Below are 22,355 nucleotides of genomic sequence, written 5' to 3' on the forward strand. Positions count from 1 at the left end.
GTCGCAGGAGGTGCCCCGGGGTGCGTGGACGGGGGTCGCAGGAGGTGCCCCCGGGTGGGCAAGCGGGGGTCGGAGAGGGTGCGGAGGGGGTGCCCCCGGGTGGGCGGGCGGTCTGTCGGGACCCCGTACCCTGGCGCCGGGCCACCCCACTGCTGAGGAGAAACAACCGTGCTCGTCCTGCTGCCGCCCTCCGAGGGAAAGGCCCCGTCCGGCCGGGGAACCGCTCTGAAGACGGACTCGCTGTCCCTGCCGGGGCTAGCCGAGACCCGGCAGGCCGTCCTCGACGAGCTGGTCGATCTGTGCACCGGCGACGAGGAGAAGGCCCGCGAGGTCCTCGGCCTGAGCGAGGGACTGCGCGGCGAGGTCGCGAAGAACGCGGGGCTGCGGACCGCGGGCACCCGGCCGGCCGGGGAGATCTACACGGGGGTCCTGTACGACGCCCTGGACCTGGCCTCGCTGGACGCGGCCGCCAAGCGGCGGGCCGCGCGGTCGCTGCTCGTGTTCTCGGGGCTGTGGGGCGCGGTGCGGGTGACCGACCGCATCCCGTCCTACCGCTGCTCGATGGGCGTGAAGCTGCCGGGCCTCGGGGCGTTGAGCGCGTGCTGGCGGGCGCCGATGGCCGAGGCGATCCCGGAGGTGGCCGGGTCCGGGCTCGTGCTCGACCTGCGGTCCTCCGCGTACGCGAGCGCCTGGAAGCCGAAGGGTGAGCTCGCGGGGCGGACGGCGACGGTGCGGGTGCTGCACGCGCAGCTGGTCGACGGGGTCGAGAAGCGCTCGGTCGTCAGCCACTTCAACAAGGCGACCAAGGGCCGGATCGTCCGCGGCCTGCTCGCCGACGGGGCCGCGCCCGCGCACCCGGCCGAGCTGGTGGAGGCGCTCCGGGACCTCGGGTACACGGTGGAGGCGCAGGCGCCCGCGAAGGCCGGCCGGAGCTGGAACCTGGACGTGGTGGTCACGGAGATCCACTGACGTCATCGCATGGGCGTTGCATCATACGCAACGGTCGTTGCGCACGATGCGCATCATGGGCAGGATGAGGGCATGACCTCGCCGCTGCCCCCGTCTCCGCCTGCCTCCGAACCCTCCCGGCAGGCCGGGTCCGTACCCTCGCGGCCGGCGGGGTCCGTACTGGACCTCGCGCCCGTCGTCCCCGTGGTCGTCGTCGAGGACGCCGCCGACGCCGTGCCGCTCGCGCGCGCTCTCGTCGCGGGCGGGCTTCCGGCGATCGAGGTGACGCTGCGGACGCCCGCCGCGCCGGCCGCCATCCGCGCGATCGCCGCGGAGGTCCCCGGCGCGATGGTCGGCGCGGGTACGGTCCTCTCCCCCGCCCAGGTGACGGACGCCGTCGCCGCGGGCGCCCGCTTCCTCGTCAGCCCGGGGTGGACGGACGTACTGCTGGAGGCCATGCGGGCGTCCGGGGTGCCGTTCCTGCCGGGGGTGTCCACCACCTCGGAGGTCGTGGCCCTCCTGGAACGCGGCGTTCGCGAGATGAAGTTCTTCCCCGCGCAGGCCGCGGGCGGCACCGCCTACCTCAAGTCCCTCGCCGGCCCCCTGCCGCAGGCCCGGTTCTGCCCGACGGGCGGCATCGGGCTCGCCACCGCGCCGGAGTACCTGGCACTGCCCAACGTCGGCTGCGTGGGCGGCAGTTGGATGCTCCCCGCGGACGCCGTGGCCGCCCGGGACTGGGACCGGGTGGAGGCGCTCGCACGGGAGGCGGCGGCGCTGCGCCCCTGATCCGGGGACGGCCTGATCCGCGGACGGCCCCGATCCGGGGACGGTCCCGATCCAGGGACGGTCCGGCGGGCCTCAGCGCAGGTGCGAGGTGTCGTTGAGCAGGCGCAGGCTGGCGTTCCCGTCGGCGTAGTACGCGAGGGCCGACAGCGAGGCCGCCGACAGCTCCATGCGGAACAGGGACTCCGGCGGGGCGCCCAGCGCGAGCCGCACGAGCGTCTTGACCGGCGTCACGTGCGAGACGAGCAGCACGGTGCGGCCTGCGTACGCGGCGACGAGCTTGTCCCGGGTGACGGCGACCCGCCTCGCCACGGCCTCGAAGCTCTCGCCGCCGCCGGTCGGTTCGGCCTCCGCCGAGTGCAGCCAGGCGTTCAGGTCCTCGGGGTGGCGCTCGCGGACCTCCCCGAAGGTCAGGCCCTCCCACGCCCCGAAGTCGGTCTCCCGCAGGCCGTCCTCGACCACCACGTCCAGCCCCAGCCGCTCGGCGACGACACCGGCGGTCTCCCGGCACCGGGCCAGCGGCGACGACACGATGGCCTCGATGGTGCCGCGCGCGGCCAGCGCCGCCGCCACCCGGCGCGCCTGGTGCCGCCCCACCTCCGACAGCGACGGATCGCTTCCGCCGCTCCCCGAGAACCGCTTCTGCGGCGTCAGCGGGGTCTCGCCGTGCCGCAGCAGTACGAAGGTGGCGGGTGCGCCCAGGTCCGGGGGTGGGGTCGCGCCGGTCGAGCCGATCGAGGGGGCCGAGCCGGTCGAGGGGGCCGAAGAGGTCGGGGCTGCGGGGGTGGTTCGCTTTGTGGGGGTGGGGGGCTCCTCGTGCGGCTGCGCTTGCGTGGAGGGTGCGGTGGGGTCCGTGTGTGCGGGGAGCACGGTGGGCGCCGCGTGTGCTGTTCTCGCTACGTTCCGTGCGGCACGGGCGTCGTCGGCCGCGCGTCGGTCTGCCGCCTCGTCCGGCGGTGCCGGGGCCGTCGGTGCGGAGGTGCCGACACCGCGGGCCAGGGCCGCGCGGGCCCTCGCCGCACCCGCGGCGGCGTCGCCGGGCGGCCCCGACGGCTCGGGCGCCGCGGTCCGCGCCGCACGGGCGGCCAGGTCGGCCGTGGAGCGCTCGGCCGACCACTGCTCGCCGCGCTTGCCCGCGTCCATCGCCTCGTTCGCGAGACGGTCCGCGTGCTTGTTCCGCTCGCGCGGGATCCACTCGTACGTGACCTGGGAGGCCGGGAGGATCCGCGCGGCCTCGGCCGCGAGGGGCTTCATGTCCGGGTGCTTGATCTTCCAGCGGCCCGACATCTGCTCGACGACCAGCTTGGAGTCCATCCGGACGCGGACCACGGCGGCCGGGTCCAGCTCACGTGCCGCCCGCAGGCCCGCGACCAGGCCCCGGTACTCCGCCACGTTGTTCGTGGCCACGCCGAGGAACTCGGCGGCCTCCGCCAGGGTCTCCCCCGTCGCCGCGTCGATCACCACGGCGCCGTACCCCGCCGGTCCCGGGTTGCCCCGGGAACCGCCGTCGGCCTCGACGATGAACTCCCGCACCCGAGCGTCCGTCCCCTACAGGCCGGACTCGGACGTGCGCACCAGGATGCGGCGGCAGTTCTCGCAGCGCAGGACGGTGTCCGGGGAGGCCGCCTTCACCTCGTTGACCTCGGTGATGTTGAGCTCCAGCCGGCAGCCCTCGCAGCGGCGCTGGTACAGCCGGGCCGCGCCGACGCCGCCCTGCTGCTGGCGCAGCTTGTCGTAGAGCTTCAGCAGGTCGTCGGGCACGGAGCCGGCGACGACCTCGCGCTCCTTCGTCAGCGAGGCCGCCTCGCCGTCGATCTCCTCGAACGCGGCGTCGCGGCGCCCTGTCGCGTCGTCGATCTTCGACTGGACGGAGGAGACCCGCTCGGTCAGCTCGGCGACCCGCTCCTGCGCGGACTCGCGGCGCTCCATGACCTCGAGGACGACGTCCTCCAGGTCACCCTGCCGCTTGGCGAGGGAGGTGATCTCGCGCTGGAGGTTCTCCAGGTCCTTGGGGGACGAGACGGCACCGGAGTCGAGGCGCTTCTGGTCGCGGGTGGCGCGCTGGCGCACCTGGTCGACGTCCTGCTCCGCCTTGGTCTGCTCGCGGGCGCAGTCGCTCTCCTCGGTCTGCGCGGCGACCAGCAGGTCCCGCAGCTGGATGAGGTCCTTGTTCAGCGACTCGATCTCGGCGTGCTCGGGGAGCGACCTGCGCCGGTGCGCCAGCTGCTGCAGGCGGGCGTCGAGGGACTGGACGTCGAGGAGTCGGATCTGGTCGGCGGGCGCGGCGTTCAGTTGGGGGCTCCTGTTGATGTGGGTGTCGAGGCCGCGTGGGCGGTCCAGGGGTCGGTGACCGTCTTGGAGACGTGGACGCGAAGTCCCCATCCATGGCGGTCGGAGATCTCGTCGAGCTGGGCGGCGGCCAGCTCGCACCAGGGCCACTCGGTGGCCCAGTGCGCCGCGTCGAGCAGCGCGAGAGGACTGTGGGTGCCGTCCGCCATGAACTCCGACGCCGGGTGGTGGCGCAGGTCCGCGGTGAGGAAGGCGTCGACGCCGGCGGCACGCACCGCGTCGAAGAGGCTGTCGCCGGAGCCGCCGCTGACGGCGACGGTCCGTACGGGTGCGTCGGGGTCGCCCGCGACCCGGATGCCCTGCGCGGTCGCCGGCAGCCGCTCGGCGGCGCGGGCGGCGAGCTCGCGGACGGTCAGCGGGTGGTCCAGCTCGCAGACACGGCCGAGGCCGCGGCGGCCCTCGGGGTCGGTCGGGTCCGGTACGAGGGGGCGGACGACCCGCAGGTCGAGGGCGCCGGCGAGGGCGTCCGAGACGCCCGGGTCCGCGCGGTCGGCGTTGGTGTGCGCGACGTGCAGCGCGATGTCGTTCTTGATGAGCGTGTGGACGGCGCGGCCCTTGAAGTGCGTCGCGGCGACGGTGGTCGTACCGCGCAGGTAGAGCGGGTGGTGGGTGACCAGCAGTCCGGCGCCCAGTTTCACCGCCTCGTCGACGATCTCTTGGACGGGGTCCACGGCGAACAGCACCCGGGTGACATCCTGGTCGGGGTCGCCGCAGACCGTGCCTACCGCGTCCCAGGCCTCGGCCCTCTCGGGCGGCCAGAGGGCGTCGAGCGCGGCGATGACTTCAGACAGACGGGGCACGGGGAAAAGGCTACCTGGCTCACGTCCCGGTCCGACCGGTCGCGGGTGACTTGACCTGCCGGGCGGTCCGCCTGCGTCGGGGCATCCGGTGGGCGTCGGGCGCCTTCGGTCCGGTGGGTGGGTCGGGTCCGTGCCGGTACATCCGGCCGTCGGTAGTTGTTGTGGGCGTCCGTCACCAGCGTTCCTCGGCTGCGTACGTCCCCGTCTCGACGGCCATTTGACGTACCGGCACGGCCCCTTCGGTCGCGGGGCGACCGCGGGTCGTGGGGGCTCAGCTGTGAGGCTCGGGGCCGGGGCTTCGGTGCGGGTTGGGGCGCGGGCTTGGGGTCGTGGTCGGCCGGCAGGACAGTCGTCCGGTTTGTCCTGGGAATGGGGGCCGGGGGCATACGTGCGTCCGGGTGGGGGGCATACGTGCGTCCGCGGGGACGAGTGCCTGGAGATCGTCGGGGTGCTCGGAGGGGCGTTGCGGGTGGCCGGAACCGGGGGCTCCAGGGCGCTTTCGGCTGGGTGTTCGCGCCTCGCTCAGCACACGCGTCCCCGTTTCCTCAGGCGAATCGCGACAGGGCCACCCTTATGTGTGAAGCGGCCGCTCGCCGGTCCCACGTCTGTGCGTGCGAAAACTAGCTTCGTCGCCGGAGGTGACCGAACGATGACGGCCTGTGCCTCTCCCCGGCTCGCGACTTCATCCGCGCCGGGGGGACCCCCATCGTCCGCGGCGGACGGGAACGAGCGGGCCCCGCGGCCCGGATGCGTGATCACCGCTGACGGAAGCTACGGCGCACGCCTCGCCCGCGACGGCGAGTCCTGGTTCCCGGAGCGCTGGACCCTGGACGGCCCCGAGCCGTACGCCGTGCCGCTGCCCGGCAACCAGCCCGAGGAGCCCGGCACCGAGGTGCTGCCGATGACCGACGGACGCGTACTGATCCACCGGGTGACCGACGGGCGGCACGCGTTCTCGCTGCTGTACCCCACCGGTCCAGCGACCGGTGAGCTGCCGCTCGGTGCGGTCGAGTGCCCCGACGAGGGCACCCGGCTGCGGCTGCTGCCCCCCGCGCCGGGCGGAGAGCGCGCGTACGCCCTCGCCGCCGGACCGTGTTCCACGGCCGTGTGGCTCGTCGCGGGCGGCGCCTTCGGGCCCGAACACCTGGCCGAGATCCCGGGGCGCTGTTCGGGCGGGGTCTGGCTGGACGGTACGGAGCGGCTGCTGGCCCTCGACCGGGAGTCGGCCGGCCGGACCAAGACGATCGTGGTCGACCTGGAGCGCGGCGGCGAGGTGTCCCCGCTGCTGCAGATCGCCGAGGACAGCAACGACCGGCTGCTGCTCGCGGACCACGACAGCGGGCTGCTGCTGATCCGCTCGGACGCGCCGGGGCAGGACCGGCTGGGCTGGGGCGTGCTGGGCAGCACACTGCCGGTCCGCTTCCCGGAGTCGCTGCGGCTGGCGGACTGCTCGGTGACACCGTTCGCGATCCAGCCGGGGCAGGTGCTGACGCCGGAGAGCTGCGCGGTGGCGCTGCGCATCGACGGCGCCGCGGGTACCTGGGTCGGCGTCTGGCGGCCCGCCGAGCGGCAGGTCCACCATCTCCCGGCGCCCGAGGGCTGGTTGGCGGGTTCTGGCCTGTGGACCAGGGACGGGGTGCTGCAACTGCCTTACACCACCGGGACGGTGGCCTGCGGGGTGGCCCGGACCGCCGCGCCCGTGGGGACCCCGGACGCCGGCGTCATCGGCAGCGTGTCCGTGCCGGTGCCTGGTCCGACGGATTCCTCGGTTCCGGACCAGCCGGCCTCAGCGGAGCCTGTGGTCCCCCGCCCCGTCCCGCTGCAACAGGCGCCGCTCGCCGGCCGTCCACGTCCGGCTCGTAAGGGCCCTCCGGCTCCGGCACCCGTGGGCGGGGAGGCGACCTCGACGGGCGCGAGTGCCGCGTCGGTGGCGACCGTGACCGGGGATTCGGTTGTGGCGCCTGTGGCTCCGGAAGAGGTGCCGGTCTCTTCCCCGGTGGCGCAGCCGACCTGGGTTCGCGTGACGCCCCCGACAGGCGCCGTACACGCGGAACGGTCCCCGGTGATCCCCGTACCGCGTCCCACACCGGTTCCTGAGTCCACTCCGTCAGCTCTGGCCACTTCGACTGACCCCGTCGGATCGCCGGACCTGACCGACCCGCCGACTACGCGGCTGTCCCCGGTCGTCCCCGAACCGGTCTCCGTGGGCACCGGTGCCCCGCTCCTCTCGCGGACCGGCGAGGCCGCGGTTTCCGGGCCGGAACCGGTGGTGTGGGTGGCCGTGAAGAGGGACGGTGTCGAGGGTGCCGGTGAGGAGCCGGTGGTCGGCGGCGAGGACGCGGTGGCCGCCGATCAGCGGACGGTGGCCGCCGGTTAGACTCGCCCGGCTGTAAGAAGGATCTTGTTGACGGGGTGAACTCTTCCGATGAGCAACGCACAGAAGACGGAGATGGCGGCAACCGACCCTCGGGGGTCCGTGGCCCGGTCCGACCAGGGCCACGGCAGGCACCGGGGTCCTGTCTCCGCCAGGGACGACATGGCGGCCCCTCAGGGCCGTCACCGCAGGCCGTCCGGGCAGCCGGACACGGCGTCCTGACGACCTGACGGTACGCCACCGCCGCATCACACCGAACGGCCTCGCCCGTCCCAGGACGGCGAGGCCGTTCGGTGTCTCCTCCCCCGCGGCCGCTTCACCCGCCCCCGTGCCTGAGCCCCAGCACTTCGACCGCCGCGAACGTCTCCCCGTCGGGGCGGTCCGCGTAATGCGCGGTGAGCAGCGCGTCCAGTTCGTCGTACGTGAAGACGTCCTGCTTGGTGTCGAACTTCGCCGCCACCCGCGGGCGTTCGACGATCGCGACCATGCCCCCGTGCACGACGAGGAGCTGCCCGTTGACGCGGGCCGCCGCGGGCGACGCCAAGTAGCCGACGAGCGGCGCGACATGCTCGGGTGCGAGCGGGTCGGGGCCCGCCTCGGGACGGGCGAGGCCCGCGAAGACGTCCTCCGTCATGCGGGTGCGGGCGCGCGGACAGATCACGTTCGCGGTGACGCCGTACTTCGCCAGCGCCAGGGCCGTGGACGTCGTCAGACCGACGATTCCGCCCTTGGCGGCCGCGTAGTTGGGCTGTCCGGCGGACCCCGCGAGGAAGGCCTCGGACGAGGTGTTCACGATCCGCCCGTACACCGGGCGTCCGGCCGCTTTGGACCGCTGCCGCCAGTGGACCGACGCGAAGTGGGTCGTGTTGAAATGGCCCTTGAGGTGGACCCGGACCACGGAGTCCCACTCCTCCTCGGACATGGAGAAGATCATCCGGTCGCGGAGGATGCCCGCGTTGTTGACCAGGATGTCCAGCTTCCCGAACTCCTCGACGGCCGACTCCACCAGCGCGCGTGCCTCGGCGTGGTCGGCGACGTCTCCCGTGTGGGCCACGGCCGTCCCGCCCGCCGCGCGGATCTCGGCGGCGACCTCCTCGGCGGGTCCGGCCGACGCCTGCCCGGAACCGTCCCGGCCGGGCCGCCCGTAGTCGTTGACGACGACGGCCGCGCCGAGGCGGGCCAGTTCCAGTGCCTCGGCCCGCCCCAGCCCGCGTCCGGCGCCGGTGACGATCGCGGTCAGCCCTTCGAGTGGCAGTGCCATCGCGCTCCTCAGGTCGGGTGACGGGGTCAGATCTCGATGCACGTGCGCAGGGCGGTGCCCGTCCGCATCTGGTCCAGGGCCTCGTTGATGTCGGCCAGGGGCACCCGGTGCGTGATCAGTCCGGCCAGGTCGATGCGGCCCGCCCGCCACAGGGCCACCGTCCGCTCGTAGGAGCGCAGGACGTCGCCGCCGCCGTACATCGAGGGCAGGATCCGCTTCTCGTCGAAGAACAGCTCGAACATGTTCAGCTGAAGGAAGTCGTCCATGGCGCCCGCCCCGACGACGACCAGGGTGCCGCCGCGCCGGGTGTTGTCGTACGCGGTGCGGGCGGTGGCGGACCTGCCGACGACCTCGAAGACGTAGTCGAAGCCCTCACCACCGGTGATCTGCTGCTTGGCGCCGTCCAGTTCGTCGGGCGAGACCGCTCGCGTGGCGCCGAACCCGAGCGCGGACTCGCGGCGCGAGGCCACCGGGTCGACGGCGACGATCTCCGCCGCCCCCTTGAGCCGCGCGCCCTGGATCGCCGAGATGCCGACCCCGCCGCAGCCGATGACCGCGACGGACGAACCGGCTTCCACGTCCGCGGTGTTGAGGGCGGCGCCGAGGCCCGTCGTGACGCCGCAGCCGATGAGCGCCGCGATGTCGAAGGGCACGTCGTCCGGGATCGGCACGGCGCAGCCCGCGTCCACGACGACCTCCTCCGCGAAGGTGCCGGTGCCCGCGAAGCCGAAGAGGTCGGTGCCGGAGCGGCGGAAGTTGGGGGTGCCGGCGTTCATGAACCCGGCCAGGCACAGCTCGGTCTGGCCGCGGCGGCAGGCGGGACAGGTGCCGCAGGCCGGCAGCCAGCAGACGACGACCCGGTCGCCCGCCTTCACGTTGCCGACTCCCTCACCGACCTCGACGACCTCCCCGGCGCCCTCGTGTCCCGGCACGAAGGGGGCGGGCTGCGGCAGGACCCCGCTCATCGCGGACAGGTCCGAGTGGCACAGCCCGGTGGCCCGTACCCGGATCCTCACCTTCCCGGGACCGAAACCCACCGCCTCGACGTCGTCCGAGACGTCGAGTTTGTCCTGGCCGATCTCGTGCAGTACGGCTGCGCGCATGGTGCGGCTCCCCTCAGGAAGAACGTCACGAAGGTGCGGAGGTACGGAGGTACGGGCGGAACGGAGGTGCGGGAGGAGTGGGGTTGGGGTGCGGGGCGGGGGGAGTGAGGTTTCGGTGCGGGCGTCGGTCAGGTGGGCCGGGTGTCGTGCTCCACGACCGTGTCGGTGAGGACCGGCGCGTCGTCCCGTTCGGCCGAGGTCACCGCCACCTGGACGGCACCCCGCTGCCGCCACATGCGGATCCGCAGGGTCTCGCCGGGGAAGACGACGCCGGTGAAACGGGTGCGGTACGAGCGGACGCGGGTCACATCACCGCCGAGCACGGTGTCCACGACGGCCTTGAGCGTCATCCCGTAGGTGCACAGCCCGTGCAGGATCGGCCGGTCGAACCCGGCGAGCTTCGCGAACTCGGGGTCGGCGTGCAGCGGGTTCCAGTCGCCGGACAGCCGGTAGAGCAGGGCCTGGTCCTCGCGGACGTGGCGCTCGGCCACCAGGTCCGGCGGGCCCTCCGGCGCATGTGGACGCGTGGAGGGACCGCGGTCGCCGCCGAAGCCGCCCTCTCCCCTTACGAAGATCTGGGCGTCGTTCGTCCACAGCGGGCCCTCGGCGTCGGCGGCCTCGGTGCGCAGGACGAGGATCGCGGCCTTGCCCTTGTCGTACACGGCGGCGATCCGCGAGGTGGCGACCGCGCTGCCCTCGGCCGGGATCGGACGGTGCACCTCGACGCTCTGGCCGCCGTGCAGGACGTGCGCGAGGTCGACGTCCACGCCCGGCATCGACAGGCCGCCGATCACGCCCGGGGAGCCGGCGCCCGCGACGGTGGCGAAGCTCGGCAGGACGTGCAGCCGGGACTCCAGGGTGTAGCGCAGTTCGTCGGGGTCCGTCGCGGGGACGCCCGCGCCGATGCCGAGGTGGTAGAGCTGGACGTCCTTGTGGCCCCAGGCGATCTCGGCTGTCCGGGGTCCGGCGGCGACGGCCTTGGCGGCGTCAATGGGCATGGCGCTCCTGATCACTAGCGCGTAAGACCTCGGTGCGGCCGTCCGCACCGTCGGCCGCACCGAGGTCGACACTGGGCCGGGGAATTCGCCCGTTCTAGAACGCGTTCCAGTCCGGCGACCCCTGTATAGCCCAGCGTCCAGGACTTGTGAAGGCTCCTGACAGTACGTCAGCCGCGCGTCGCCGGGCACCGGTGACATTTGTCCCGCCGGACGCCGTACAAGCGCCTCTGCCGCCGGCCGTCCCGGCTGCGTACCGTCGAGAGCCACGACATCGAAGCGGGGGGACCATGGCCTGGACGAGAGGACTTTCCTGCCGGCGGCGCGCCTGGCGGACGGCCGGGACCGAGCGGACGGCGGGCGCATCGGGCTCGACGGACGGCGCGGGGTGTGCCGGGGACGGCCCCGTGTACGCCGGGGCCGGCCGGGAGGGGGAAGGGGAAGGCGGGAGGTACGCGGAGGCCGGGGGTTCGTGCGGTGACAGAGGCGAGGCCGGGCCGCCCGCGAGCGGGTTCACCCTGCTGCCCTGGCTGCTGATGGGCATGGGCGCCTTCTCGAACCTCTTCCAGGACGAGACCGCCAATCCCTGGATCGGCGGCGCGGGCCTGGTGACGTTCAACTCGCTCTACATCTACGTGGTGTTCCGGGCCTTCGTGAAGGAGAAGCGGGAGGCGTTCTCCACGCGGCTGGCGCTCGTCCTGCTGGGCGTCGTCACCTGCGGTCTCGCCGTCGGGTACGGGGGCAGCTGGCTGCTGTTCTTCCCGCTGCTCGGGCTCGCCGCCGGGGCGACGGTACGGGGCCGGTGGCTCGGGGTGACGGGGCTCGGTCTGACCGCGGTCGCCGGGACGGTCGCCGGGCTGCGGGACGGCTGGAGCGCGGTGAACGTCGCGTACGGCACCTTCCTGTCGACGATGGTGACGGCGGCGATCCTGTCCCTGGCGGAGACGGTCCGTGAACTGCGCGCCGCCCGCGAGGAACTGGCCCGCCGGGCGGTGGAGCGGGAACGGCTGCGCTTCTCCCGCGACCTGCACGACCTGCTGGGCCACACGCTGTCGGTGATCGTCGTGAAGTCGGAGGCCGCCCGCCGACTGGCCGGACGTGACCCGGAGGCCGCGCTCTCGCAGGTCACCGACATTGAGTCCGTCGGCCGTCAGGCCCTCACCGAGATCCGCGAGGCGGTCACCGGGTACCGCGAGGGGAGTCTGGCCACGGAGCTGGACCGGGCCCGTTCGGCCCTGTCCGCGGCGGGCGTGGAACCGGTCGTCCGGCTGTCCGGTCCGCCGCTCGCGCCCCGGACCGAGGCGCTGTTCGGCTGGGTCGTCCGCGAGGCGGTCACGAACGTGATGCGCCACAGCGACGCGGGCCGCTGCGAGATCGCGGTCGACGGCACCGCCGACCGCGTACGCCTGCGCGTCACCGACGACGGCACCGGTACCGGCACCGGCTCCCCCGCGGAGGGCATCGGCGGCACGGGGCTGAAGGGGCTCACCGAGCGCCTCTCGACGGCGGGCGGCTTCCTGGAGGCCGGACCCGGCCCACGGGGCGGCTTCCTGGTCACGGCGGAACTCCCCGTGGAGTCCCCCGAGACCGCCGACACCCCTCCGCCCGCCGCGTCCGGCAGGACCCGGCGGAGCCGTCCCGCGACCCGTCGGCCCGGAACGCGCGGCCCGGCGGGGGCCTCTACGCTGAGCCCGTGAACGAGATGCCCCGGGACCACCGTCCCGCGAAGTCCGTCAGAGTGCTGCTCGCCGAGGACCAGGGCATGATGCGGGGCGCGCTCGCCCTGCTCCTCGGGATGGAGCCGGACCTCGACGTGGTGGCCCAGGTCGGGGCCGGGGACCAGATCGTCGACGCCGTCCTGACGCACCGGCCCGACGTGGCGCTCCTGGACATCGAGCTGCCGGGGATGAGCGGGCTGGACGCCGCGGCCGAGCTGCGGACGCAGGCGCCCGACTGCCGGGTGCTGATCCTGACCACCTTCGGCCGCCCCGGGTACCTGCGGCGGGCCATGGAGGCGGGGGCCGCCGGCTTCCTGGTCAAGGACGGGCCCGTGGAGGAGCTCGCGGCCGTCATCCGCCGGGTGCTGACCGGGGAGACGGTGATCGATCCGGCGCTCGCCGCCGCCGCGCTGAGTGCCGGGCCCAGTCCGCTCACCGGCCGGGAGTGCGACGTGCTCACGGCCTCGGCGGACGGCGCCACCGTCGCCGACGTCGCGGACCGTCTCGGCCTCTCGGAGTCGACGGTCCGCAACTACCTCTCCTCCGCCATCGGCAAGACGGGCACCCGCAACCGCACGGAGGCACTGCGGGAGGCCCGCCACCAGGGCTGGCTCTGACGCCCCCGTACGCCCGTACGCCCGGCGGCCCCGCGCAGCACCGTAAGACGCCCGCCCCGGCAGCCCCGCTCCGCCCGTCCCGGGGCGCTCCCGGGCCCGGGCACCCGCCCTCGCTCCTTCACCTCCGCCGACGCGGGGACGCGGCTCTCACTTCGTCACCTTCGCCGAGACGTAGCTCCGGCCCTCGGGAGCGAGGCAGACGAACCAGTCGTACGGCGAACCCTCCGTCCGGCGGATCAGGGACTCGAAGCCGCCGACGAAGCCGGTGCCCGGGGCCGCCCGGCCGACCTTCGTCGTCGAGCCGTCGTCCCAGGTGACCTCGGCCTCGCGGGCGGTGGTCGCGACACGGCCCACGACGAGCCGGTCGGTGCCGCCCGCCCGCAGCGGCACGAAGTACCCGTGCACGTCCTTGGCCGCCTGGGTGGCGCCGCTGCGCGGGGCCTCTCCCTGCAGCACCGCGGTGGGCGGTTCGTCGCCGACGAGCAGGACGACGAAGAACCAGCTCCGGCCGGTCAGGTCCGCGGCCTCACGGACCCCGCCCGGCGCCGTGCCCGCCCGTTTCATCGCCGCCAGCTGACGTGCCGCCTGCGCACGGTCCCCGGGCGCGTCCCACCGCGCGAAGGTGACCGACCAGTCGCTCCCGGCGTCGGTCCCCCGCGCCAGGGGCGTCGTCCGCGGCTCCAGCACGTGCCCGTCCGTGGCCGGCCGGGTCGCCGCCGGCTCCACCCGCCGGGCCCCGCCGGACGTCCCGCCGGCCAGCGCGAACGTGCCCGTCGAACCCGCGACCACCAGGGCGGCCGCCGCCACGGCCCAGCGGCGGGCCTTGCGGCGCCGCCCGCCCCGCAGCACCGACTGGCAGGGCGCCATGCCGATCTCGACGTCGTCCGCGGCGTCGGCCAGCAGAAGGGCGATGTCCCTGTGCGTCATGTCGTGACTCGTCTCCCGGTCCGCGCTCATCACTTCCGCCCTCCGTCGGTCACCACTGCGGAGAGGCCCGGTACGGCCCGCAGTTTCGCGATCCCCTTGGCCGCGTTGCTCTTCACGGCGCCGACCGAGCAGCCCATGGCCTCGGCCGTCCGGCTCTCGCTGAGGTCCTCCCAGTAGCGCAGCACCACCGCTTGCCGCTGGCGGGGCGGCAGTTGGGCCAGCGCCTTCAGCAGTGCGCCGCGGTCGTCCGCCTGGGAGATCCGGTCGCCGGTGTCGGGCAGCTCGCGGGCGAGCCCGGTGTCGTCCTTCGGCGCCAGGAACTCCTTGAGGCGTCTGCGGTGCCTGCGGGCGTGCGCGTTGACCATCACGCGCCGCACGTACGCGTCCGGGTCGTCGGCCGAACCGACCCTGCGCCAGGCCACGTACGTCTGCTCCAGCGTCGTCTGGACCAGGTCCTCCGCCGCGTGCTGCTCCCCCGTGAGGAGAAACGCCGTACGCATCAGCCGCGGCCAGCGGCCGATGACGAAACTCTGGAACTCCTCGTCCCGAGTCTGCTTCCGATCCCCCATGGGCACCTCCTAGATGTGTGAAGGAGTCCATGAGCCCCTTGTTCCGTTGCCTCGGGGCGCCGGGAGACTCGCCGTCCGCGCGTGTCCTCAGCCCGCGGGCGTCCTGCGCGGCAGCCACAGCAGCATCAGCACCGCGCCGCCGAGGAGGACGAAGCCGCCGGTGCGGAACGCCAGCGCGTACCCGGCGGTGAGTGCCTCCGCCGACGTGCCGCCCGCCGTACGGGCCGCCGCGATGGTCGACATGACGGCGAGGCCGAGCGAACCGCCCATCGTGCGCGAGGTGTTGACCAGGCCCGACACCAGTCCGGCGTCGCCCGGCGCGGCACCCGAGGTGGCCAGGGCGGCCAGCGGGGTCGCGGACAGGCCCGCGCCCGCCATCATCAGGATGCCGGGGAACATGACGGCGGTCAGGTACGGCCCGTCCGCGGTCATCGCCGACTGCCAGCCGAAGCCGGTGGCGGCCACCAGGGTGCCGAGGACCGCCACGGTGCGGGCCCCGATCGCCCGCATGAGGCGGGGGGCGAGCTTCGAGCCGAGGACCACCGCGAGCGAGCTGGGGACCAGGGCGAGGCCGGCGTCCAGCGGGGAGTAGCCGAGCACGTTCTGCGCGTACAGCGTCATGAAGAACCACATGCAGAACATGGCCGAGCCGCAGAGGAACATCGCGACGTTCGCGGAGGACACGGCCCGCAGCCGGAACAGCTGGAGCGGCATCAGCGGTTCCCTGGTCCGCGCCTCGACGGCCAGGAAGAGCAGGATCAGCGCGAGTCCGGAGCACAGCGGGACGAGGGTGGCGCCTGACGTCCATCCCCGCGCCTCGGTCTGCACGATCCCGTACGCGAGTGTCGCGAGGCCCGCCGTGACCAGCAGCGCCCCCGGCAGGTCGAGCCGGCGTCCGTCACGGGCCCGGCTCTCGACGAGCCAGCGGGCGGCCCCGGCGAGGACGACGGCGCCGACGGGGACGTTGATCAGCAGCACCCAGCGCCACGACAGGCCGTCCACGAGCAGCCCGCCGACGAGTCCGCCCGCCGCGCCGCCCCCGGCGCCGACGGCGGTCCAGGTCGCTATCGCCCGCGCGCGTGCGGCGCCCTCGGGGACGGTGGAGGTGACGATGGTCAGGGTCGAGGGGGCCAGTACGGCGGCTCCCAGTCCCTGCACGGCGCGCGCGAGCAGCAGCTGCCAGTCCTGCTGGGCGAGCCCGCCGGCCAGGGAGGCGAGCGTGAAGAGGGTGAGCCCGACGAGGAACATCCGCTTGCGCCCGTACAGGTCGCCGGCCCGGCCGCCGAGGAGCATGAACCCGGCGAAGGCGATCGCGTAGGCGTTCACCACCCACTGCAGGCCGGGGGCGCTCAGTCCCAGGTCGGCGCGCATGGAGGGCAGTGCCACGTTGACGACGGAGACGTCGAGCACCACGAGGAACTGCCCGGCGCAGGCGAGCGCGACGACCGCGCACAGGGGCGGGGCGGGACGGGGTGCGGTGCGGGTGTCCTGGGCGGCTCGGAGCATGGGTGTCATGCTCTCAACCGGGTTACGCCCCTTGCATCGGATTTTCGCTGCACCCGCGGCTCGGTCCTGAGACCTAGGGCCTGTCGTTTGGATCAGGTCGGTGTCGCGGGGTCTGGCACGCACATCTGCGGCGTTGTCGTCGGTCGCCGAAGCTCCGCTTCGACTCCCTCCTCCGCCTTGCAGCTGCACGCACCAGACCCCGCTCGGGTCGGCCGGGACGAACCGTCTGTCACGGCCGGCCTGATCCAAACGACAGGCCCTAGGTCCAGCCGTCCGTGCCGGCCCGGTGTCGCGGGATCGGCACACCTCCGCCGCCGGAGGCCCGTACGCCCCGCCGACCGCCTCTCGGAGCGCGGCGTCAGTGCACCGCCCGCAGCAGCGTGACCACCGCCGCCCCGCCGAGTCCGATGTTGTGGGCGAGTCCGGTGCGCGCGCGGGGCACCTGCCGCGCGCCCGCCTGCCCGCGCAGCTGCCAGGTCAGCTCGGCCACCTGGGCGATGCCCGTCGCGCCCAGCGGGTGCCCTTTGGAGATCAGCCCGCCGGACGGGTTCACCACCCAGCGCCCGCCGTACGTCGTCGCGCCGGACTCCACGAGGGGGCCGGACTCCCCCGGCGCGCACATGCCGAGCGCCTCGTACGTCAGCAGTTCGTTGACGGAGAAGCAGTCGTGGAGTTCGACGACGTCGACGTCCTTGATGCCGAGTCCCGAGCGGTCGTAGACCCGGCGGGCCGCCTCGCGCGACATGGGCTGTCCGACGACGTCGACGCAGGAACCCGAGGCGAAGGACTCCTCGGTGTCCGTGGTCATCGCCTGCGCCACGATCTCGACGGCGCGCCCGCCGAGGCCGTGGCGCTCGGCGAATCGTTCGGAGACGACCACCGCGGCGGCCGCGCCGTCCGAGGTGGGTGAGCACTGGAGCCTGGTGAGCGGCCGGTGGACGGTCTTCGCGGCGAGGACCTCCTCGACGGTCCACACGTCCTGGAACTGGGCGTACGGGTTGTTCGCCGAGTGGCGGTGGTTCTTCGCGCCGACGGCCGCCAGCTGCGCCTCGGTGGTCCCGTACTCGTCCATGTGCTCGCGGGCCGCGTTCCCGAACAGCTGCGCGGTGGGCGGGGTCGCCTCGAAGCCGTGCCGGGCGGCCATCACGCCGTAGTGCCGGGCCACGGGCGAGGCGGCGAGGTCGCCGCCGTCGGAGCCGCCGCCGAGCGCGCCGCGCCTCATCTTCTCGAAGCCGAGGGCAAGGACGCAGTCCGAGCCGCCGCCCTCGACGAACTGCCGGGCGAGCATCAGCGCGGTCGAGCCGGTCGCGCAGTTGTTGTTCACGTTGTAGACGGGCACCCCGGTCAGGCCCAGTTCGTAGGCGGCGCGCTGCCCGGCCGTCGAGGGCTGGAAGCAGTACCCCGCGACCACCTGCCGGACGTCCGGGTAGCCGATCCCGGCGTCGGCGAGCGCGCTCTCGCCCGCCTCCCGCGCCATGTCCCAGTACTGCCACTCCCGGGTCTCGGGCTTCTCGAACCGCGTCATCCCGACCCCGACGACGTACGACTTCATGTGGCCCCTCTCCGTCCCTGGGAAGGTTCCGGGCCCGCGGCGGACGGGCCCCGGCGCGCGCCAGACTAGAACAGGTTCCATTCTGACGACAGGTCAGATCCCCATGGAACGGTCAAGAATTCGTTAGTACGCCAAAGCATCGGAATAGTTGCCCCGGCGCACGGGGTTCACCCTGCACGTATCCCGCACGCGGATCACTGCTCCCGTTTCCCCTTCCGGCCTGGAGGCCCCACGCGATGACGCACTCGACGACCGAACAGCCCGTCCGGAGGGCGAGCGGCGCGATCGTGCCGGTACTGGCCTTCGCGGGCATCGTGGTCGCGGTGATGCAGACCCTGCTCGTCCCGGTCATCAAGGACCTGCCGGAGCTGCTGGGCACCGCACCCAGCAACGCCACCTGGGTGCTGACCTCGACCCTGCTCGCGGGAGCGGTGGCCACCCCGATCATGGGCCGCCTCGGCGACCTGTACGGCAAGCGGCGGATGCTGCTCGCCAGCCTGGCCGTGATGGTCGTCGGCTCGCTGATCTGCGGTTTCACCAGCGAACTGCTGGTGATGATCGCGGGCCGCGCGCTCCAGGGCTTCGCGATGGGCGCCATCCCGCTCGGCATCGGCCTGATGCGCGACGGTCTGCCCCGCGAGAAGCTCGGCTCCGCGATGGCCCTGATGAGCTCCTCGATCGGCGTCGGCGGCGGGCTCGCCCTGCCGGTCGCGGCCCTGGTCGCCCAGCACGCCGACTGGCACGCCCTCTTCTTCCTCTCCGCGGCCCTCGGTGTCGTCTCGATCGTCCTGACCCTCGTCTTCGTGCCCGAGTCCCCGATGCGCGCCCCCGGCTCCTTCGACGTGCTCGGCGCCCTCGGACTCTCCGTCGGGCTCGTCCTCTTCCTGCTGCCGATCACCAAGGGCAGCGACTGGGGCTGGACCTCCGGCACCACGCTCGGCCTGTTCGGCGCGGCGGCCGTCGTCCTCGTCCTGTGGGGCGTGATGGAGCTGCGCGTCAAGGCCCCGCTGGTCGACCTGCGCACCACCGCCCGCCGCTCGGTGCTGTTCACCAACCTGGCCTCGATCATGGTCGGTGTCGCCTTCTACGCCGTCTCGCTCGTCCTGCCGCAGCTCCTCCAGCTGCCCACGTCCACGGGGTACGGCCTCGGCCAGTCGATGGTCGTCGCCGGTCTGTGCGTGGCGCCGCTCGGCCTGACGATGATGTTCACCGCCCCCGTCTACGCCCGCCTCTCGGCGAAGTACGGCCCCAAGGTCACCCTGATCATCGGCATGCTGATCATCGCCGTCGGCTACGGCGCCGGCCTCGGCCTGATGAGCGCCGCCTGGCAGACCATCGTCGTCTCGGTGGTCCTGGGCGCGGGCATCGGTCTCGCGTACTCCTCGCTCCCCGCGCTGATCATCGGCTCCGTGCCGGCCTCGGAGACCGGCGCCGCCAACGGGCTCAACACCCTGATGCGCTCCATCGGCACCTCGGTGTCCAGCGCCGTCATCGGCATGGTGCTGGCCAACACCGCGCACCACGTCGGCGGCGTCGCCGTCCCGACCCTGCACGGCTTCCGGGTGTCCTTCATGATCGCGACCGGCGCGGTGGCCGTCGGTCTGCTCATGGCGCTGTTCCTGCCCGGACAGCGCCGGGCGACCAAGCCGCAGCTGCGCGCCAGCAGCGAGGAGGACGCCGCCCTGGAGCGGGCGCACGAGGTGCTCGGCGGCTTCCGCGGACGCGTCCTGGACGCCACCGGCGCCCCGGTGGCCCGGGCGAAGGTGACGCTGATCGACCGCCGCGGACGCCAGGCCGGCGCCACGCTGTCCGGCGGGGACGGCGGCTACGCGCTGGCCGTGCCCGCCGAGGGCGCGTACGTGCTGGCCGCCAGGGCCGAGGGCCACGGCCCGCTGGCCTCCTCGGCGACCCACGCCGGCGACGACCGCCCGGTCGAGGTGGACCTCGCCCTGCCGGGTGAGAACGCGGGCGTCCCCGCCTGACCGTCGCGGACCTCGTTCCCCGTCACCCCCGCCGCCACGAGCGACGGGGGTGACGCGCGTCGGGGCCCCGGGGACGGGGCGCCCGGCGGTCCGCGCGGCGCGTGCGGCACGATGGGGCGCCCAGAGGTTCGTACACGACGGAGGACACCCATGCCCGCGGCACCCAAGCCGGAGATCCTCGCCGCCTTCGAGGCCGCGAAGGGGTTCATGCCCGTCGGCGAGGGGCTGGCGCTGTACGCCGCCGCCGTCGAGGCCGGCCGGCTGGGCCTGCCGCTCCTGGAGGTCGGCACGTACTGCGGCCGCTCCACGCTGCTGCTCGCGGACGCGGCCCGCGAGGCCGGCGTCACCGCGGTCACCGTCGACCACCACCGGGGCAGCGAGGAGCAGCAGCCGGGCTGGGAGTACCACGACCCGGAGACGGTGGACCCGGAGATCGGCCGGATGGACACGCTGCCGACGTTCCGGCGCACCCTGCACCGGGCCGGGCTGGAGGAGCACGTGGTCGCGGTGGTCGGCCGCTCCCCGCAGATCGCCGCCCTCTGGGGGACACCGCTCGGCCTCGTCTTCATCGACGGCGGCCACACCGACGAGCACGCCGGCGGCGACTACGAGGGCTGGGCGCCCCATGTGGCCGACGGCGGCCTGCTGGTCATCCACGACGTGTTCCCGGACCCGGCCGACGAGTTCACCGGCCAGGCGCCGTACCGCGTCTACCTCAGGGCACTGGAGTCCGGGGCCTTCACCGAGGTCTCGGTGACCGACTCGCTGCGCGTCCTGCGGCGAACGGGAGCAGGGATCTGAGCTCGCGATTAGAGTCGCTGACGTGTCGTACGCAGGTCCTGACTTCGAGCCGCCCCGTCCACGCCGCTCCCGGCGCGGTCCGCTGACCGTCGCCGTCGCCGCGCTGGTGCCCGGCGCGCTGGCCGGCTGGCTGGTGTGGCAGGCGGTGGGCGACTCCGGGGACGGCTCCCGCGAGGCCGGGCCGTCGGCCACCTCGTCCTCGCCCGCCGTGTCCGCGGCGCCGCGGTCGCCGACGGCGTCCGGGAAGGGCGACGGCAAGGGGCGCGACGGTGACGAGCCGTCGTCCACGCCCACGGCGTCCGCCTCGCGGCCCGCCGCGTCCGGCCCCCTCAAGGGCAAGGTCGTCGTCATCGACCCGGGCCACAACTCCGGCAACTTCCGGCACACCGCCGAGATCAACCGCCAGGTGGACATCGGCACGAACCACAAGGAGTGCGACACCACCGGCACGTCGACCAACGCGGGTTACACGGAAGCCACGTTCACCCTCGACGTCGCGCGCCGGATGCGCACGCTGCTCCAGGAGCAGGGCGCCACGGTCGAGTTCACCCAGGACGGCGACCGGCCGTGGGGCCCGTGCGTCGACGAACGGGCCCGGATCGGCAACAAGGCGCACGCCGACGCGGTGGTCTCCGTGCACGCGGACGGCTCGGCGGCCGGCAACCGCGGCTTCCACGTGATCCTTCCCGGGTCGGTGCACGCGGGTGCCGCCGACACCCGTCCGATCGTCGCCCCCTCGCGCGACCTCGGCGAGCGGATCGCGGGCAACTTCGTACGCGTCACGGGCAGCGCGCCCTCCAACTACGTCGGCGGCGGCACCGGACTCGTCACGCGTGAGGATCTCGGCGGTCTCAATCTGTCAACGGTTCCCAAGGTGTTCATCGAGTGCGGCAACATGCGCGATAGCAAGGACGCGGCACTGCTCACCAGCGAGACCTGGCGGCAGAAGGCAGCACGGGGGATCTCTGAGGGAATCGTGAGTTTCCTGCGCGGGTAGGGATCGGTCCACCGGTCCCGGCGGACACCCTGATCGGACGGGCGATAGTGTCGTCCCTACGATGAGGGCCACCCCCGCGCTTTCCACCGCGGCCTGACGGCGACATGGTGACAGCGATGCCTCCACCGATGACGACGAGACGACTACGAAGGACCTGAAGTGAATATCCGCTCCCTCACTAGAGGCGACGGCGTGGTGATCGGAGCAGCGGTACTGCTGTTCGTCGCCTCGTTCCTCGACACGTTCGACGGCTCCGGAAGCAACATCCCCAACGCCTGGGACAACCTGGGCCTCGTGATGAGCATGTACGTCGGCGGCATCGTCGGTGCGGCACTGATCGTTCTCGCCCGGGGGCTGCCGCAGCAGCGCAAGGTCGTCGGGCTGGACCTCGGTCAGCTCGGGGTGGCGCTGGCGCTGTTCTCCGCGTGGACCGCGTTCTGGACGATCATCGACCCGCTGGGCGCGTTCGACGATCTCGACGCCGGGGTCGACGTCGGCGCCGGGCTCATCCTCGGTCTGATCGCCGCCCTGGTCCTGGCCGCCGCCGCGATCGCCACGCCGCTCGTGCCCGCGCTGAGCGCCGCCCTGGTCGGCGCGCCCCGCCCGGCCGCGCCGCAGCCCTACGGCGGTCAGCCGCAGGGCAGTTACGGCTACCCGGGTGCCCAGCAGCCGGGCCAGCCCTACGGCCAGCCGCAGCAGCCCCAGCCGCCGCAGTCGTACGGAGGCCAGCCGCAGGGCGGCCAGCCGCAGGCGCCGCAGGCCCCGGCCGCGCAGCAGAGCGTCGGGGACTTCTCGCCGTTCTGGTTCGCCGTCCCGGTGGCCCGCCCGCTGTACGCGGAGGACGGTTCGCCGACGCCGATCGCCGAACTGGCGCCGGGCACCTGGTACCTGGCCGTCGAGCAGCGCGGCCCGAGCCTGGTGGCGCAGACGCAGGACGGCCGCCGTGGCGTTCTTCAGGACACGACGGGCATCCAGCGCGGCTGACGCACCCGCTTCACGCACGGCCCCTCGCCCTTCCGGGCGGGGGGCCGTTGTCGTACAGTCGCCCTCCGAAAGCTTTCTGACGTACCGTC

18 protein-coding genes and 1 pseudogene are annotated in these 22,355 nt (G+C 73.6%); 9 read left to right on the forward strand and 10 right to left on the reverse strand.

Annotation, left to right across the window (positions count from 1 at the left end; all coding sequences use genetic code 11):
• Positions 1-168 precede the first annotated feature (168 nt).
• Positions 169-969 (forward strand): peroxide stress protein YaaA, encoded by an 801-nt coding sequence (yaaA, locus tag ACFYQQ_RS05310; protein WP_355793864.1) that lies wholly within the window; start codon positions 169-171, stop codon positions 967-969.
• Positions 970-1,041: 72 nt separating this feature from the next.
• On the forward strand, positions 1,042-1,734 hold the full coding sequence (gene eda, locus ACFYQQ_RS05315) for a bifunctional 4-hydroxy-2-oxoglutarate aldolase/2-dehydro-3-deoxy-phosphogluconate aldolase (RefSeq protein ID WP_388903551.1): 693 nt from the start codon (positions 1,042-1,044) through the stop codon (positions 1,732-1,734).
• Positions 1,735-1,806: 72 nt separating this feature from the next.
• Here eda and ACFYQQ_RS05320 read toward each other — a convergent pair whose 3' ends face one another.
• The 3 genes from ACFYQQ_RS05320 to ACFYQQ_RS05330 are packed head-to-tail and all read right to left on the reverse strand — an operon-like array spanning position 1,807 to position 4,880.
• On the reverse strand, positions 1,807-3,264 hold the full coding sequence (locus ACFYQQ_RS05320) for a bifunctional RNase H/acid phosphatase (RefSeq protein ID WP_356241815.1): 1,458 nt from the start codon (positions 3,262-3,264) through the stop codon (positions 1,807-1,809).
• Positions 3,265-3,279: 15 nt separating this feature from the next.
• Complete coding sequence (locus tag ACFYQQ_RS05325) at positions 3,280-4,023, reverse strand: C4-type zinc ribbon domain-containing protein (protein ID WP_356167559.1); 744 nt, start codon at positions 4,021-4,023, stop codon at positions 3,280-3,282.
• Positions 4,020-4,880, reverse strand: coding sequence for a Nif3-like dinuclear metal center hexameric protein (locus ACFYQQ_RS05330; protein ID WP_355786147.1), 861 nt, complete (start codon positions 4,878-4,880; stop codon positions 4,020-4,022). Before ACFYQQ_RS05330 ends, ACFYQQ_RS05325 begins: the two co-directional genes overlap by 4 nt.
• 649 nt (positions 4,881-5,529) lie before the next feature.
• On the opposite strand from ACFYQQ_RS05330, the pseudogene ACFYQQ_RS05335 reads away from it, so the two are divergent.
• A pseudogene (locus ACFYQQ_RS05335) lies at positions 5,530-6,723 on the forward strand (hypothetical protein); the annotation flags it as partial.
• 847 nt (positions 6,724-7,570) lie between these two features.
• Here the strand turns inward: ACFYQQ_RS05335 and ACFYQQ_RS05340 are convergent.
• From ACFYQQ_RS05340 to ACFYQQ_RS05350, 3 genes are all read right to left on the reverse strand, one after another.
• On the reverse strand, positions 7,571-8,515 hold the full coding sequence (locus tag ACFYQQ_RS05340) for a 3-oxoacyl-ACP reductase (protein WP_355786150.1): 945 nt from the start codon (positions 8,513-8,515) through the stop codon (positions 7,571-7,573).
• 26 nt (positions 8,516-8,541) lie between these two features.
• Entirely contained in the window at positions 8,542-9,618 is a 1,077-nt protein-coding gene (locus ACFYQQ_RS05345) for a Zn-dependent alcohol dehydrogenase (RefSeq protein WP_355786152.1), read from the reverse strand.
• Positions 9,619-9,746: 128 nt separating this feature from the next.
• Positions 9,747-10,616 (reverse strand): MaoC/PaaZ C-terminal domain-containing protein, encoded by an 870-nt coding sequence (locus ACFYQQ_RS05350; protein ID WP_356167539.1) that lies wholly within the window; start codon positions 10,614-10,616, stop codon positions 9,747-9,749.
• Positions 10,617-10,903: 287 nt separating this feature from the next.
• Here ACFYQQ_RS05350 and ACFYQQ_RS05355 point away from each other — a divergent pair, with 287 nt between their 5' ends.
• Both ACFYQQ_RS05355 and ACFYQQ_RS05360 read left to right on the forward strand, forming a co-directional pair.
• Positions 10,904-12,310 (forward strand): sensor histidine kinase, encoded by a 1,407-nt coding sequence (locus tag ACFYQQ_RS05355; RefSeq protein WP_388903558.1) that lies wholly within the window; start codon positions 10,904-10,906, stop codon positions 12,308-12,310.
• Positions 12,311-12,315: 5 nt separating this feature from the next.
• Positions 12,316-12,948, forward strand: a complete 633-nt coding sequence (locus tag ACFYQQ_RS05360; RefSeq protein WP_356241926.1) for a response regulator transcription factor — start codon at positions 12,316-12,318, stop codon at positions 12,946-12,948.
• 147 nt (positions 12,949-13,095) lie between these two features.
• On the opposite strand, the gene ACFYQQ_RS05365 is transcribed toward ACFYQQ_RS05360, so the two are convergent.
• From ACFYQQ_RS05365 to ACFYQQ_RS05380, 4 genes are all read right to left on the reverse strand, one after another.
• Positions 13,096-13,875, reverse strand: coding sequence for a hypothetical protein (locus ACFYQQ_RS05365; protein ID WP_356241804.1), 780 nt, complete (start codon positions 13,873-13,875; stop codon positions 13,096-13,098).
• Positions 13,876-13,904: 29 nt separating this feature from the next.
• Positions 13,905-14,444: a SigE family RNA polymerase sigma factor gene (locus ACFYQQ_RS05370; protein ID WP_355795069.1), complete on the reverse strand. Its 540-nt coding sequence runs from the start codon at positions 14,442-14,444 to the stop codon at positions 13,905-13,907.
• An 87-nt stretch (positions 14,445-14,531) separates the two neighbouring features.
• Complete coding sequence (locus ACFYQQ_RS05375) at positions 14,532-15,950, reverse strand: DHA2 family efflux MFS transporter permease subunit (protein WP_388903563.1); 1,419 nt, start codon at positions 15,948-15,950, stop codon at positions 14,532-14,534.
• Positions 15,951-16,308: 358 nt separating this feature from the next.
• On the reverse strand, positions 16,309-17,502 hold the full coding sequence (locus ACFYQQ_RS05380) for a lipid-transfer protein (RefSeq protein ID WP_356168202.1): 1,194 nt from the start codon (positions 17,500-17,502) through the stop codon (positions 16,309-16,311).
• Positions 17,503-17,738: 236 nt separating this feature from the next.
• Here ACFYQQ_RS05380 and ACFYQQ_RS05385 point away from each other — a divergent pair, with 236 nt between their 5' ends.
• The 4 genes from ACFYQQ_RS05385 to ACFYQQ_RS05400 all read left to right on the forward strand — a co-directional run bounded on the left by ACFYQQ_RS05385 (position 17,739) and on the right by ACFYQQ_RS05400 (position 22,266).
• Positions 17,739-19,484 (forward strand): MFS transporter, encoded by a 1,746-nt coding sequence (locus tag ACFYQQ_RS05385; RefSeq protein WP_355791210.1) that lies wholly within the window; start codon positions 17,739-17,741, stop codon positions 19,482-19,484.
• A 150-nt stretch (positions 19,485-19,634) separates the two neighbouring features.
• A complete protein-coding gene (locus tag ACFYQQ_RS05390) occupies positions 19,635-20,285 on the forward strand; it encodes a class I SAM-dependent methyltransferase (RefSeq protein ID WP_355791207.1) in 651 nt (216 codons plus the stop codon).
• A gap of 22 nt (positions 20,286-20,307) precedes the next feature.
• The gene (locus ACFYQQ_RS05395) at positions 20,308-21,282 is read left to right on the forward strand and encodes an N-acetylmuramoyl-L-alanine amidase (protein WP_388903568.1); all 975 of its coding nucleotides are present in this window, start codon (positions 20,308-20,310) and stop codon (positions 21,280-21,282) included.
• A 159-nt stretch (positions 21,283-21,441) separates the two neighbouring features.
• Positions 21,442-22,266: a hypothetical protein gene (locus ACFYQQ_RS05400; RefSeq protein ID WP_355784187.1), complete on the forward strand. Its 825-nt coding sequence runs from the start codon at positions 21,442-21,444 to the stop codon at positions 22,264-22,266.
• Positions 22,267-22,355 lie beyond the last annotated feature (89 nt).

The organism is Streptomyces sp. NPDC005496, assembly GCF_042872045.1.
GTDB lineage: Bacteria > Actinomycetota > Actinomycetes > Streptomycetales > Streptomycetaceae > Streptomyces.

Coding starts and splice junctions, on each gene's coding strand:
- ACFYQQ_RS05390 (WP_355791207.1), top strand. CDS start 19,635: ATGCCCGCGGCACCCAAGCCGGAGATCCTCGCCGCCTTCGAGGCCGCG.
- ACFYQQ_RS05340 (WP_355786150.1), bottom strand. CDS start 8,515: ATGGCACTGCCACTCGAAGGGCTGACCGCGATCGTCACCGGCGCCGGA.
- ACFYQQ_RS05360 (WP_356241926.1), top strand. CDS start 12,316: ATGCCCCGGGACCACCGTCCCGCGAAGTCCGTCAGAGTGCTGCTCGCC.
- ACFYQQ_RS05385 (WP_355791210.1), top strand. CDS start 17,739: ATGACGCACTCGACGACCGAACAGCCCGTCCGGAGGGCGAGCGGCGCG.
- ACFYQQ_RS05365 (WP_356241804.1), bottom strand. CDS start 13,875: ATGACGCACAGGGACATCGCCCTTCTGCTGGCCGACGCCGCGGACGAC.
- ACFYQQ_RS05380 (WP_356168202.1), bottom strand. CDS start 17,502: ATGAAGTCGTACGTCGTCGGGGTCGGGATGACGCGGTTCGAGAAGCCC.
- ACFYQQ_RS05375 (WP_388903563.1), bottom strand. CDS start 15,950: ATGCTCCGAGCCGCCCAGGACACCCGCACCGCACCCCGTCCCGCCCCG.
- ACFYQQ_RS05355 (WP_388903558.1), top strand. CDS start 10,904: ATGGCCTGGACGAGAGGACTTTCCTGCCGGCGGCGCGCCTGGCGGACG.
- ACFYQQ_RS05370 (WP_355795069.1), bottom strand. CDS start 14,444: ATGGGGGATCGGAAGCAGACTCGGGACGAGGAGTTCCAGAGTTTCGTC.
- ACFYQQ_RS05350 (WP_356167539.1), bottom strand. CDS start 10,616: ATGCCCATTGACGCCGCCAAGGCCGTCGCCGCCGGACCCCGGACAGCC.
- ACFYQQ_RS05345 (WP_355786152.1), bottom strand. CDS start 9,618: ATGCGCGCAGCCGTACTGCACGAGATCGGCCAGGACAAACTCGACGTC.
- eda (WP_388903551.1), top strand. CDS start 1,042: ATGACCTCGCCGCTGCCCCCGTCTCCGCCTGCCTCCGAACCCTCCCGG.